Genomic DNA, 14180 nt, shown 5'->3' on the forward strand with positions numbered 1-14180 from the left:
CAGGTTAACGCCGAGCGACCTGAATCCAGAAACAGGGTGTTGTCCGATTGGTCACAAGACCGATTCAGATTGGGAAAGATCCGCGCAAGAAGGCTTCGACCAGGGGCGATACGCTGTCCGTGCCGGGGCGTTACAGCTCGCCCGATTCGGACATTTCACCCCTGCCAATACCGTTCGCCTCGCGAAAAATCTCCCAGCTTCGGTATTGGCCGTCACGTCCGAAGGCGGTGAACTTGTCTGTCACACCATCCCCGTCGACGTCGGTCGCCACCGTGATCCCGGCATCGGTGTGCCGCACGGTGGTCTCGTAGTGACCGTCGCCGTCGAGATCGAGAAGGTCGGCCGAGACGACGGGCGCACCCGCGTCGAACTCGTGTTGCGCCACGTCATCCGTGGGAAAACCCTCCGCTGCGAAGCCATCCACCGCGATCATCGACGCCCCTCACCCAGTTCGACCGACACTGCACCTACTGACTCCGACGCACGGACAGATCGAACGGTTCCACCGGGCCGCGGAATCGCTCCAGCCCCCGTTCGAGTGCAGAGAGATCCCGATCGCACGCCGACAGCAACGCCGATCGGTGGTCGGCAAGCGCGCGTAATTCGGCATCCACCTCGGCAAGCGCGACGTCGATGCGGGCCGCGGCCTCCCGGTCCGCCACCGCGAGGGCGGCCGCGAGAGCGGACTCGGCTTCGAGGATGCGCGAGAGCAGCCGCTGCTCCACCGCGGACTTCACTCGGGCCAGACATTCCTGCGTCCAGCTCCGCATGTGCGACCGATCCGACACCAACGCCCGCGACCGTGTCAACCACCACGCGAGCGCCCCGCCGAGAACGAGGGTGATCACGGTGTTGGCCACCGCCCACGCCTGCACCAGTGCCATCGGAGAGACGATCAGGCGTCCGAGGCCGACTCCCGCCGACGCCCCGACCACGATCATGATGGCGTCCTCGATACCGCGACGCCGGGACGGTGAACCGATGTCGAGCGACGCGTCCTCCGCGCTCGCCTGGGCCACCGTCTGGCCGAGCCCCAGATCGGACTCCACCGCTCGCAGTCCCGCGGTGAGCGCAGCGTCGGCTCGACTCTGCGCACCTCGCGCCGACTCGGCGACATGCGCGGGCAAGTGCTTCAGCTCGGCCCGCCGGGCCCCGTCGATCGATCCCCTCACCTCGACACCCAGTTCGCGAAGATCCTCGGCGGCGGCATGGAGCGACTCCACCCGAAGCCGCTGAATCCGATTGTGCAACAGCGCACGTCGATCACCACCGAGGCTCTCTCGTTCGCCTACGAGTGCGGCTCGTCGCGCGCGAACTGGAACGGAGTCGCTACCCCCGGTCACTGCGCGAGCTCTCGCTACGATCGACGCTTTGGCCCCGGCGGCGCAGTCATGCACCGCCGCAGCGTATTTGCGCTGCGCTCCGAGAGCTGTGGCGTCCAGCAGCAGCACACCGAGCCGGTCCGTCACAGCCCCGAGGCCGGATTCGACGCACACTGCTGCGTCGCCACTGTCCCTCCCCACCCGTGCCAACCGGACCGAGACCGGGTGGAACGTGCACTCCACCGCTCGCGGAACACACTCGGCCACCAGGTCACCGTCGGCGATCACCACCTCACGCCAGTGCCTGTGCACGTCGATCTTGTTCACCACGAACACGACCGGCGTGGATTCGAGTGCCCCTCGCCATCGCTCGATCTCGACACGATCGACCGGAGCCGACGCGTCGACGACGATCAGCACGACGGCTGCGTCGGCTACCGAATCCGAGAATTCGACGCCACCGAGCCGGGACAGCTCGCGGCGCAACTCCGACTTCCCCGATCCGGCCGTGCCGGTCAGGTGCACCCCGGCGGGTCGGCTCTCCCGCGCCCGGGCGATCCGATCGAGTGCATCCGAGTTCCAGCGCCGAAGAACGCTTTTCATGTCCTCCGACAACGGCGTCATCGCCGCAGCATCCGCACGTAGCCCCGACACAGCGCGAGCGCCGACCGACGCACTCCCGAGTCCTCGGACGCGGCCGCGCGGTGCTTCCACCTGGCTGCCTGCTCCACTACGACCTGCTCGGAACCGGTCTCGATCGGCACCCCTAAATACAGAGCAGCGCAGCGCATTTCGGCCGCCACGGCCTCGTCCGACGCCAGATACGACTCGACGGCACCGCGCACTTGCCGATGCCGAGCGCCGATCTGCTGCAGGCTCCGGTGCAGGTGGGCGTCACGGTTCGCTGCGGAAACCGACACCGCCGTCGACACCGCGGCCAGCACCGCGTCGACACCGGTGGCATCGGCCAGCTCACGCAGCGCATCGTCGTCGGACACAGCGGTTCTCTGCCGCAGCACGTCGATCAGCAGGGCGACGCCGCGCAGCTCGATGCACTCGATCAGTGCCTCTCGGCGACGCGTCGAGACGGTGATATCGGCGGCGAGGAAGCGATCCACGGTCAACAGGTCTGCTGGGCTCACCTCGCTCGCAGCGACGGCGCGAACGTCGGCCATGACGAGCGAAGCCCCCGATCCCCCCGTGCCGCCCAGTCCCGCGCCGCGCAGTCCCGCTGCGGTCGCACCCATCACCGGCAGCACCGTCCGCGCGAGCTGGTGGGAGGCCGCCGCAGCCGCTGCCGTCGGATCGTCGAGGGTGTCCGCCTTGGTGAGCACAACGACGGTCCCGTCCTGCGCGCCGCCGGGAGGCGAACTCAGGAACGCAGTGTCGACCGGCGACACCGCGCCTGCGATGACGTAGACGAGAACGTCGAAGTCCGTGTTGTCGGTGCCGCTGTCTTCGCGCACCCGCACATCGAGGCCGTCCGCGTCGAGGCGCACCGACTCGAGGATGGCGAGGATCGCAGATTTGCCCACTCCGGTTCGACCCGTCACCCGCACGATCAGCGGCCGTAGTCGATCCTGCAGCGCGATGTCGACGGCCTCCCGAGCACCGTCGTCGGCAGTCACCCCGATCGAGCTCACGGCGGTGCGGTCTCGCAGTCGTCCGAAACCCGCCACGCTCATATTCGATCCCCCCAGAACGACCGCCGTCTGCCCCCGGACGCGGCGCACAGCCCCCTGCTGCGGCACCGATTCTGGCACATCGGTGAGCTGCACGACCCGCCCCGAAGAATTGCACCGTTGTAATTAGTCGCGGACTTCCTGCCCCTGATCAGCGGCAGGACGCCAAGTCTCAACTTCAACTCGAGACCCACGTGTCACACGCCCCGTCGATGCGCGACAATGGAGCCGTGAACGAGTCTCAGGACACCTCTGTCGACACCGAGGAGAACGCAGCGCGCACCCACGAACGGGGCTCACGGCTGTACCCACGAGTGACGAGCTTCCGCTCTCGGCGTGGAGCGCTGACCGAGGCTCAACAGACCACCTGGGACAGCCTGTGGCCGCGCATCGGCCGAGATGTCGCCGACGAGCAGATCGACATCGACGCCTGGTTCGGCCGCAGCGGACCGGCGATTCTCGAGATCGGGTCGGGCACCGGCACGGCCACTACGGCGATGGCCTCGGCCGAGCCGCACGTCAACCTCATGGCCGTCGAGGTCTACCGTCCCGGCCTGGCGCAGACGCTGCAGCAGATCGAACGAGAAGGCATCGAGAACATCCGGCTGCTTCGCGGTGACGCCATGGACGTGCTCGAGAACATGTTGTCGTCGGAGTCGTTGACCGGAGTCCGGGTCTTCTTTCCCGATCCCTGGCCCAAGGTTCGCCACCACAAGCGTCGCCTGCTGCAGGGGCCGACCTTCGCGATGATCGCGGATCGACTGAAGCCGGGCGGCGTTCTGCACGTGGCCACCGATCATGCCGAATACGCTGAGTGGATTGCCGAGGCCGGGAACGCCGAACCCGGTTTGACCGTTCTCGATTGGGAATCGCCCATGACGCACGAGCGGCCGGTGACCAAGTTCGAGGGCAAGGCACAGCTGGTCGGCAGCTCGGTGACGGAATTGATCTGGGGAAAGAAGACAGCATGAGCGTCAGTACGGACATGCCCGACACCGTGATCGACCCCTCCGAACTCGGCGCGATCGGTGAATCGCGCCACAGCAAGCGCGTCCTGCTGGTCTGGGACGCCCCCAACCTGGACATGGGGCTGGGTGCAATTCTGGGTGGCAGACCCACCGCCGCCTACCGCCCACGGTTCGATGCACTGGGCCGTTGGCTGCTCAGCCGCACCGCCGAACTCTCCACCTCGGGCACCGCGACGCTCGAACCCGAGGCGACGGTGTTCACCAATATCGCTCCCGGTAGCGCCGATGTCGTCCGACCCTGGGTCGAAGCATTGCGTAACGTGGGCTTCGCGGTGTTCGCCAAGCCCAAGGTCGACGAAGACAGCGATGTCGACGCCGACATGCTCGACCACATCGATTTCCGCAACCGTGACGGCGGCCTCGCCGGGGTCATGGTCGCGTCCGCCGACGGTCAAGCGTTCAAGGGACCGCTGGAGGCCATCGCAGCAACCGGAGTGCCGGTCCAGGTACTGGGTTTCCGGGAGCACGCAAGCTGGGCTGTCACGTCGGACATCCTGGAATTTCTCGATCTCGAGGACATTCCTGGCGTCTTCCGTGAGCCACTGCCACGGGTGAGTCTCGACTCCCTCCCCGACGAGGGCGCGTGGCTGCAGCCCTTCCGACCGCTGTCCGCCCTGCTCGTCGGGCGCCAAGGAGTTTCTTAAGTGTTCGCCAGATGGGGAGACATCGTCTACCGGCTGCGGTACACCGTTATCGGTGTCATGGTGGCCGGGCTGTTGGGCTTCGCAGCCTACGGTCTCGATCTCAACAGCCATCTCAGTCAGAGCGGTTGGGACGATCCGACGTCGGAATCGGCCCAGGCTGCCCGTCTGGCAGACACCACGTTCGGTCGCGACAAGCAGGGTGACGTCATCCTGCTCTACACAGCTCCTGCGGGATCGACCATCGACGACCCGGATTTCCAGTCCAAGATCGTCGCCAATCTCGACTCTCTCGCCGCCGACCACCCCGACCAGATCGAGAAGGTCAACGGCAGTTACTTCCGGACGGCGACTGCTCCGAACCTCGCCGCGCTCGGCACCACCGACAAGCAACACGCCATTGCCAGCGTTGCCATTGCCGGTGCCAACGACACCGAGCTGACCAACAACTTCCAAGCCGTCAAGGACGTCTTCTACATCGACGGCGTCGACGTGCAGGTGACCGGACTGCAAGCCGTGGCGGGCGCACTGCAGTCGACGATGGCCGGCGACATCCACCGCATGGAGCTACTGGCGATCCCGGCCGTCGCGGTGCTGCTGTTCTTCATCTTCGGTGGCGTGGTCGCAGCCGCGCTTCCGCTGATCATCGGTGGCCTGACCGTCGTCGGAGCCAACGGCATCGTGAAGGTGTTCACCAACTTCACCGAAGTCAACTCGTTCGTTGCGCCCGTGGTCTCACTGGTCGGCCTCGGCCTGGCCATCGACTACGGACTGTTCATCGTGTCGAGATTCCGAGAAGAACTCGGCGACGGCTACACGACGCCACAGGCCGTGCGCCGGACCGTCATGACGGCCGGTCGCACCGTGGTGTTCTCGGCGACGATGATCGTCGCGTCCCTCGGTGGACTGCTGCTGTTCCCGCAGGGCTTCCTGAAGTCGGTGGCCTACGGCTCCATCGCCACCGTCGCGCTCGCGGCACTGACGGCCATCACGATCCTGCCCGCCATGCTGGCGATCCTCGGCCCACGCGTGGACGCGCTCGGTCTGAAGTTCATGCGCAAGACCAAGTCGAGCGAGGAAATCGAAAACGGCATGTGGGGCCGCCTCACCCGCTGGGTGATGCGCAACCCCGTCAAGGTCACCGTGCCCATCGTGCTCGGTCTGGTGCTGCTGACGCTGCCCGTCGGCAACATCAAGTTCGGCGGCATCAACGAGACCTACCTGCCTCCCGACAACGTCACCCGCGTCGCGCAGGGCGAGTTCGACACGCTCTTCCCCGGTCAGCGCACCGAGCCGATCAAACTGGTGATCAGCAATGCGCAGGGCGCCAACCTAGCCGCGATCACCAACCAGGCGAACAACGCTCCCGGGTTGGTCGAACAGTTCTCCCCTGTGGGTGCCAGCAAGGACGGCATCATCGTCTTCAAGGCCGGCCTGGTCGATCGAAACGATTCCAAACCCGCCATCGACTTCCTCCGCAGCATCGACGTGCCGGACGGAGCGTCGGTTCTCGTCGGCGGCACACCTGCCATCGAGCAGGACTCGATCAGCGCGCTCATCGACAAACTGCCACTGATGGCCGTCCTCGTGGTGTTCATCGTGACGCTGCTGATGTTCCTGACGTTCGGATCGTTGGTGTTGCCGATCAAGGCAGTGCTCATGACCGTCCTCGGTCTCGGTGCCACCATGGGCATTCTGACGTGGATATTCATCGACGGCAACGGTGCGGGGCTGATGAATTTCACCCCCGGTCCGATCATGGCTCCGGTGTTGGTGCTGATCATCTCGATTGTGTTCGGCTTGTCCACCGACTACGAGGTGTTCCTACTCTCGCGCATGGTGGAGGCTCGCGAAAAGGGTGCCAGCACAAGCGAAGCCATCCGAATCGGAACCTCGCACACCGGTCGCATCATCACCGCCGCGGCCCTGATCCTCATCGTCGTGACCGGAGCGTTCGCATTCTCCGATCTGGTGATGATGAAGTACATCGCGTACGGCATGATCGCCGCACTCATCATCGACGCCACCCTCATCCGCATGTTCCTCGTGCCCGCCACGATGAAACTGCTCGGCGACGATTGCTGGTGGGCTCCGCAGTGGATGAAGCGAATTCAGCGCAAGCTCGGACTCGGCGAGACCATCCTCGAGGACGAGCTCCTCCCCATCGCCGATGTGCCAGAGCTCGCCCTCGCCGGGGGTGCACCGTCCACCACGGTCGCACCGCCGCTGCGTCCGGCACCGCGCCGCAGCGAACCGCTCACCGAGCCCATTCCTGTTGTCGCGCCCCATGGTTCGGGCCCCATCCGGGCGACCCACGCCGCGAAAGAAGAGTCCAGGCGCAGTGTGACGGGACGGCCGGCAACACCACCCGAGCCGACCCGCGAAACTCCGGCCGCTCCCCAGGCACAGCAAGCTCCGCGCTCTGCCCCGAGTCAGCCGACACCACCACGTCCACGTCCGACCGTGGAGCCGCATCCGAACGCAGGGCCGCGTCCTACTGCAGGGCCGCGTCCTACTGCAGGGCAACGTCCCACTGCAGGGCCACGTCCGGCCGTCGAGCCGGAACCGACCCAGGCCGCAGAGGTAGTTCGACCTGCGCCCTCGGTCGATCCGGTTGCGGATTCTCCGTCGGTCGAGCCGCCGCGCGCACCGAGCACACCGCGTCCGCCGGTCGCACCGCCCAGCCGACCCCGCCCTGCTCGGGCACCTCGAGCCGAGGAACCGGACTCACGGTCCATAGAGAGTTGGCTCGCCGATCTGCGCGCACCCAGTGCGTCGCCGCCGAGTCGACCGAACGCGACCGTCAACGGATCCGATCGGAACGGTCACGGCGAGAACGGCTCTGCTCGAAACGGCTCTGCTGACAACGGCTCTGCACCGAACGGGTCAGCCGGAAGCAGCTCGAATCGAAACGGCAACAGCAGCAACGGATCCGGCCACAACGCCAGCAATGGCAGCAATGGCACCGAGCATCGCGCCGACAACGACACCGAGCACAACGGCAGCAATGGATCCGAACACCGTGGCTCCGAACACCGTGGGTCCGAGCGCAACGGGTCCGAACGCACAGGGTCCGAGCGCACCGGCACCAACGGATCCGAGTCGGACAGGCCGTCGGGCCGTCGTGCGGCACCGGCAACCGAGGGTGGCGACAGTGGCCGTCATCGCGGCGGGGAGAACGGGCAGGTACTCAGTGTCAGCGAATTGCTTGCGAGGGAACGCAACCGTTCACGCTGATGGAGCGCTGCCGCACAGGTGAGCGGCTCACCTGCATAGGTCGTTGCGCAGGCTACACTCCTGCCTCGTAGTGGGGTCGAAGTTTCATTCACGAGGCGGTGACGCCGCGTGCACCGAGGGGGAGTGACACACACGTGTTCGTTCGATGGGGAAACTTCGTCCACCGCCTTCGGTACAGCGTTCTCGGGGTGATGGTGGCCGGGCTGGCGATCTTGGCGGCGTACGGCTGGGATCTACCGGACCACCTGAGCCAGAGCGGATTCGACGATCCGACGTCGCAGTCGGCCGCGGCCAGCAATCTTGCGGACGAGACGTTCGGGCGTGACACCGAGGGCGATGTCATCGTGCTCTACACAGCTCCCGAGGGCTCGAACATCGATGATCCGTCGTTCGATGCCGCGATCATCCAGAATCTCGATTCGCTGGTCGCCGACCACCCGGACCGCATCGCGAAGATCAACGGCAGCTATTTCAGAACTGCGGAAGCACCGGTGCTCGCGGCGCTCGGCACCGCCGACAAGCAGCATGCCATCGCCAGCATCGCGATCGTCGGAAGCAACGACACCGAACTGACCGAGAACTTCGAGGCCGTGCAGAACGCCTTCTACATCGACGGTGTCGATGTGCAGGTCGCCGGACAGCAGGCGGTGGCGGCCTCTCTGCAGTCGACGATGACCGACGACATCCATCGCATGGAGGTCCTCGCCATCCCCGCCGTCGCGGTGCTGCTGTTCTTCGTCTTCGGCGGCGTTGTTGCTGCCGCGCTTCCCCTCATCGTCGGCGCGCTGACGGTCATCGGGGCCAACGGCATCGTGAAGCTGTTCACCCACGTCACCGAGGTCAACACCTTCGTCGCACCGGTGGTGTCGCTGGTGGGGCTCGGCTTGGCCATCGACTACGGCCTGTTCATCGTCTCCCGTTTCCGCGAGGAGCTGGGAGACGGCAGATCCACGCCCGATGCGGTCCGTCGAACAGTCATGACCGCCGGTCGCACGGTGGCGTTCTCGGCGACGATCATCGTCGCGTGCCTCGGTGGCCTGTTGCTGTTTCCGCACGGGTTTCTGCGATCGGTCGCCCTGGGTTCGATTGCGACGGTTGCTCTCGCGGCCCTGAACGCGATCACCATCCTGCCCGCCATTCTGTCGATTCTCGGCCCACGCGTCGATGCGCTCGGCCTCGCGTTCATGCGCAAGACGAAGTCCTCGGAGGAGATCGAGAACGGCAGGTGGGGCAAGCTCACGCACTGGGTCATGCGCAATCCCATCAAAGTGGTCGTCACCATCGTTCTCGGACTGCTGGCCCTGACGTTGCCCATCGGCAATCTCGCGTTCGGCGGAATCAACGAAACGTATCTGCCACCGGATAATCCGACGCGAGTGGCGCAGGAACAGTTCGACGAGTTGTTCCCCGGCCAACGCACCGAGCCCATCAAACTGGTCATCCAGAACGCGCAGGGTTCCACACTCGCAGCCATCACCACCCAGGCGAACAACGCACCCGGCCTGATCGAGCAATTCACCCCGGTCGGTGCCAGCAAGGACGGCATCATCGTCTTCAAGGCCGGGTTGATCGATCGGAACGACAGCGCGCCCGCCATCGAATTCCTTCGCAGCATCGACACTCCGGACGGCACGACGATGCAGGTGACGGGAACGCCTGCGATCGAACGGGATTCGATCGATGCGATGGTCGATCGCCTACCCCTGATGGCGGCACTGGTCGTCATCGTCGTCACGGTACTGATGTTCCTGACATTCGGATCGCTGGTGCTGCCCATCAAGGCGGTACTGATGACGACGCTCGGGCTCGGTTCCACGATGGGAATTCTGACGTGGATCTTCATCGACGGCCACGGAGCCGGTTGGATGAATTTCACCCCCGGACCGATCATGGCGATGATTCTGTTGCTGATCGCGGCAATCGTCTTCGGACTCTCCACCGACTACGAGGTATTCCTCCTGTCCCGGATGGTCGAGGCTCGCGAAAAGGGCTCCAGTACAAGCGAAGCCATCCATATCGGCTCCTCTCACACCGGTCGCATCATCACCGCCGCGGCCTTGATCCTCATCGTCGTCACGGGGGCATTCGCGTTCTCCGATCTGGTGATGATGAAGTACATCGCGTACGGCATGATCGCCGCTCTGATCATCGACGCGACCGTCATCCGCATGTTCCTGGTGCCCGCGACGATGAAACTGCTCGGCGACGCCAGCTGGTGGGCACCGGCCGGAATGAAACGAATGCAGCGCAAGCTCGGACTCGGCGAGACCGTCCCGAAAGACGACTGACGCGCCTGTCCCCGCAACGCGTGAATGGACCATTGCACCGCCGAGACGTGTGCAATGGTCCATCGACGCAGCAGGGGATCAGGAAGAAACTGCCGCACTCTCGCGATCGGCGAACACCTTGGCGTATCGGGTGCCCGCGATCAGCAGCAGCAGACCCACTGCGATGAAAGCGATGACTCGGAACAGTCCGTCCAGCGCGACGAGGTCGAAGAGGAACAGTTTCGCGATGGCCGCCGCCGTCAGGGCCAGTCCGGCCACGAGTGCCGCATGGGCGTGCGTGACGCTACGCAGCCCGAAGGCCAGGAGCGCGAAGGCTGCGATCATCCACTCGATGGTCGCGGCAGTGTGACCTGCCGTGAATCCTGTTGTTTCGCCGCCGATTCCGATGCCGAGCATGACCGTTGCCGCCGTCAGTCCGTAGAGCGCGAGTACTCCGCAGACGATGGCGATGGTCTGCATTCCGTCGTCGACCAGGTTCAACTCGGCCAGTACATAGGCGAAGGCGAAGGCCGTTGCTGCCAGCAGGATTCCACCGATCACGATGCCGGCACTGCCGACGGCGAAATCGGAGTCCAACAGCGCCCGGGGCGGGCAGACCGAGACGAACATCAGTGCACCGATCACGCCGAATCCGCTGCCGATCAGGTACGCAAGTGTCGAGCGAATGCTGTGCGCCACGGCGAGCAGAGCGAGGGCGACAGCGAACAGCACGACCGGACGGATTTCGAGGGTTGTCGACTCGACTGCAGCCTGCAACGTGGCCAGGGCACCGATCACCGCGACCGTGATGCGAGCATGTCCCGGCAACCAGCTCACCACAGCCACGATCGCTACTGCGGCAGCAGCGAGAACCAGTTGAAGGGTGACGGTAACACCGCGGTCGAAGATGTCGACGGAGAGCAGGACCGGCAGCGCCGGCAGGGCGATCATCACGGTCGCAACCACATCGGAGACGTTGCGGCGCAACAGCTCCAGCGACATTCCGATACCGAGTACAGCCGTGAGCACGATTGCCAGGAGCAGCCAGTAGTTATCTGTCGAGCCGTTCATGTCGGCAGTGGCGACCGCAGTCAACACCGTGCCGACGAGGGGAACGGTCCGAACAACCTGCAGGATCTGCCAATTCCGACCGATCTGGGCGGGGAAGCCGGCGACATACGTGGCGATGAAGAATGCGATCAACGCCAGGGTGAGGCCCTCGGTCAGTACCGGGCCGCACACCGCGACGCCGACCAGAATCAACACTGCCATCGGCTGCGACTTCCACTGCACCGCCAGAGCTGTTCCGGCAGCTGCAATTCCGAATGCGACGATCAGCCCGATCACGGGATCGAGCCAGCCGTACAGAACGGACGTCGCAAGCACGTCGAGGTACAGGCCCGCGATGCCGGTGGCAGCGAGAGCAATTCCGCCGACCCGTCCACCGGAGCGCCCGAACACCCGAACGCCCGCACCGATCAGCGCGACGGAGAAGACGGCTCCGGCCGCGACCCGCAGCGGTGGGCCGAACCACCCGGCCTGCGCCGCGAGCACCAACAGCATCACGACACCGACGAGGGTGACGCCGGCCCCGGCGACGGCCAGCAGACGACTGATGACCCCGTCGCGCTGCCACCAGGGCTCCCTCGGCGGAGCGGGCGGACGCGGCGCGACTACCGGCCCACGTGGCGCTGCAACCGGACCAGGGGCGGCCGGCTGAGTGCGACCCACCGGCTGACCCGCAGGCTGACCCGCAGGCTGACCCGCAGGTTGCCTCATGGTCCGATACATCGGCTGACCGTAGTTCTGCGGTGGGAGCTGCTGCGGCACGAAAGGCAGGGCATAGGACATCGCAACGGGAGCAGGCGGCACCGGGGCAGGGGCCTGAGGAGCACGAGCAGGAGCCTGGGGAGCGGCACCGAGTTGCGACTGCAAGGTCTGCAGATCGACGGCCACCTGACGCATGTGGTCGCCCAGGGAATCGAAGCGACTGGACAGTCGCGCGACGAGTTGCGGATCCAGCCCGGAGTTCTGGGAAGAAGTCATGGGTTAGATACTGCGAGCATTGCCGCCGAAAAGCGTGAGTAGTGCTACCCGGTTCTCTCGAGTAGAACAGCCGAATCTCTAGCCGAACATCCTGCGGATCGAGCTGCCGAAGGGATGTTTTGCGGTCACCGAGCCCAACCGAACCTTGCCCGACACGACAAGATGCAGCGGCCCGTAGGGCGGGCCGGTGCGGACCTTGTTGGTGGCGCTGCCCGCCACCGTGTCGACACCGTTGAGGTCGACGGTCGCTTCGGTGGGCACGATCAGTGTCACGGTGCTGCAGTAGTCGTCGACGTGTATCTCGACCACCTGCGTCGACATGACTGCCTGGGTGAAGTCGAGCGTCACCGTGGACATGCGGGTGGAGACGCGCAGGCTCGGCGGCACGTTCCACGGTCCCTTGCGGGTGATGGTGGACATGGTGCCGCGCAGTGTGTCCGACGCGCCGCCGCCGTGCCCCCAATGCTCCTGAACAACACGGCGTGGAGGCTGTTGCGGGGTCGGCGCGGCGAAGGGTTTCGGTGCCGGGCCATGCTCCTCGGCCAGGTGCATCCCGGGCAGGTCGACGAGAACCGAGTTCAGCTCACCGCGCGTCTTCGACGCCAGGGCGGTGTCCATTCGCTCGGTGAACTCACCGAGCGAGAGCATGCCCTGCCCCACCGCGCGTTGCAGCAATTGCCCGACGTGTTCACGTTCGGCATCGGACACTCGCAGATCCCTTGCCTCCATGCACTCAGGGTAGCGAAGATCTCAGGCTGCGCGACCGCCGAGAACCGACAGCATTCCGGACACCGATGCGGGCCAGCCGAACTCCTCGGCACGCAACCTGGCGGCGATACGACGGCCGTCCACCGGCAGTTCGAGTACTCGCTCGATCTCCGCAGCGAACCCGTCGGCAGTGTTTTTCGAGGATCCTCCGCAGTGCGGGGTGACGATCTGCGCCAGCGCCGAGGTCTCGGAGACGACGACGGGTGTACCTGCTGCCAGTGATTCCAGCGCGGCGAGTCCGAACGTCTCGTGTGGGCCGGGGGCAAGAGCGATATCGGCCGAGGCGAGTAGGGATGCAACGGTCGACCGGCCGGTGACGAAGCCGAGGAAGTCCACCGGGAGGCCTCGGGCGCGTCGTTCCAGGCCGGCCCGGCGGGGACCGTCGCCGGCAATGACCAATCGAGCACGTATGCCCAAATCGTTGAGTGCAGCAAGCGAATCGATACTTCGCTCGACGTGCTTCTCCACCGACAAGCGGCCGCAGTGCACCAGCAGACGATCCGCGTTGCCCAACCATGCAGACCGATCACCCACGTGCCGACGCCGCGGATGAAACAGGTCGAGATCCACCCCGAGTGGCACCCGATGCACGTTGTGAACCCCGATGCGCTCGAACTCCTGTTGCGCGAACTTGGTGGTACACACAACGGCGTCGTACTGCTCGGCGGTGCGGCGGTTGGCCAGATCGGCAATGGGACGCGCACAGCGCATCGGCATCGTCTGTGCCAGCAGACGGTCGAGGCGTTCGTGCGAGATCATCACGCTGCGTACATCCCGCCGCGCGGCCCAGCTTCCCATGCCGCGCAGCGTCAGCCGGTCCGATACCTCGATCACGTCCGGCCGCAGCCCGGACGCCACCGCCGACACTCTCCGCGGGTCGGCAACCCGGTAGCCGCCGGTGCACGGGATCTGCGGGGCGGGCACCTCGATACGCACCACCCCCGAGGGCAGCAGTTCCTCGCTCCACTGCGCTCCCGGAACGATCAGCGTCACCTCGTGGCCGCCTGCGACGTAGCCCGATCCCAACTCGTCGACGGCCGTCCGCAAACCGCCGGACCGAGGTCCGTAGAAGTTGGCCACCTGCACGATGCGCACCCGACCAGTCTTCCCACCCGGACGTCCACCGGGCACCGCAGCGATGGACAGTGGCCGAACCCTCGCGAAATTTCTGTGTGGGGATCGCTACCAG

Annotated in this window: 10 protein-coding genes; 4 read left to right on the forward strand and 6 right to left on the reverse strand. The window is 65.6% G+C overall.

Annotated features, from left to right (window positions below; genetic code table 11):
- Nucleotides 1–130: 130 nt before the first annotated feature.
- The 3 genes from CH294_RS07310 to CH294_RS07320 are packed head-to-tail and all read right to left on the reverse strand — an operon-like array spanning nucleotide 131 to nucleotide 3007.
- Complete coding sequence (locus tag CH294_RS07310; RefSeq protein ID WP_052070345.1) at nucleotides 131–433, reverse strand: DUF6802 family protein; 303 nt, start codon at nucleotides 431–433, stop codon at nucleotides 131–133.
- Between the two features lie 34 nt (nucleotides 434–467).
- Nucleotides 468–1946 (reverse strand): hypothetical protein, encoded by a 1479-nt coding sequence (locus CH294_RS07315; RefSeq protein ID WP_141216469.1) that lies wholly within the window; start codon nucleotides 1944–1946, stop codon nucleotides 468–470.
- Entirely contained in the window at nucleotides 1943–3007 is a 1065-nt protein-coding gene (locus CH294_RS07320; RefSeq protein ID WP_094737488.1) for a hypothetical protein, read from the reverse strand. The genes CH294_RS07315 and CH294_RS07320 overlap by 4 nt, the downstream gene beginning before the upstream one ends.
- Nucleotides 3008–3216: 209 nt before the next feature.
- Between CH294_RS07320 and trmB the strand changes: the two genes are divergently transcribed.
- The 4 genes from trmB to CH294_RS07340 all read left to right on the forward strand — a co-directional run bounded on the left by trmB (nucleotide 3217) and on the right by CH294_RS07340 (nucleotide 10198).
- On the forward strand, nucleotides 3217–3975 hold the full coding sequence (gene trmB / locus CH294_RS07325; protein ID WP_032405268.1) for a tRNA (guanosine(46)-N7)-methyltransferase TrmB: 759 nt from the start codon (nucleotides 3217–3219) through the stop codon (nucleotides 3973–3975).
- Nucleotides 3976–3989: 14 nt separating this feature from the next.
- Nucleotides 3990–4676 carry an NYN domain-containing protein gene (locus tag CH294_RS07330; RefSeq protein WP_230592732.1) on the forward strand — a complete coding sequence of 229 codons (687 nt, stop codon included), beginning with the start codon at nucleotides 3990–3992 and terminating at the stop codon, nucleotides 4674–4676.
- Nucleotides 4677–7910: an MMPL family transporter gene (locus CH294_RS07335; protein WP_094737489.1), complete on the forward strand. Its 3234-nt coding sequence runs from the start codon at nucleotides 4677–4679 to the stop codon at nucleotides 7908–7910.
- Nucleotides 7911–8044: 134 nt separating this feature from the next.
- Complete coding sequence (locus CH294_RS07340) at nucleotides 8045–10198, forward strand: MMPL family transporter (RefSeq protein ID WP_037147310.1); 2154 nt, start codon at nucleotides 8045–8047, stop codon at nucleotides 10196–10198.
- A 78-nt stretch (nucleotides 10199–10276) separates the two neighbouring features.
- Here CH294_RS07340 and CH294_RS07345 read toward each other — a convergent pair whose 3' ends face one another.
- The 3 genes from CH294_RS07345 to CH294_RS07355 all read right to left on the reverse strand — a co-directional run bounded on the left by CH294_RS07345 (nucleotide 10277) and on the right by CH294_RS07355 (nucleotide 14086).
- Nucleotides 10277–12223 (reverse strand): DUF2339 domain-containing protein, encoded by a 1947-nt coding sequence (locus CH294_RS07345; protein WP_170944623.1) that lies wholly within the window; start codon nucleotides 12221–12223, stop codon nucleotides 10277–10279.
- Nucleotides 12224–12301: 78 nt separating this feature from the next.
- Nucleotides 12302–12952, reverse strand: coding sequence for a DUF1707 domain-containing protein (locus CH294_RS07350; RefSeq protein ID WP_032405265.1), 651 nt, complete (start codon nucleotides 12950–12952; stop codon nucleotides 12302–12304).
- A 21-nt stretch (nucleotides 12953–12973) separates the two neighbouring features.
- Entirely contained in the window at nucleotides 12974–14086 is a 1113-nt protein-coding gene (locus CH294_RS07355) for a glycosyltransferase (RefSeq protein ID WP_094737490.1), read from the reverse strand.
- Nucleotides 14087–14180: the final 94 nt, after the last annotated feature.

Source organism: Rhodococcus sp. 14-2483-1-1 (assembly GCF_002259335.1).
Taxonomy (GTDB): domain Bacteria; phylum Actinomycetota; class Actinomycetes; order Mycobacteriales; family Mycobacteriaceae; genus Rhodococcoides.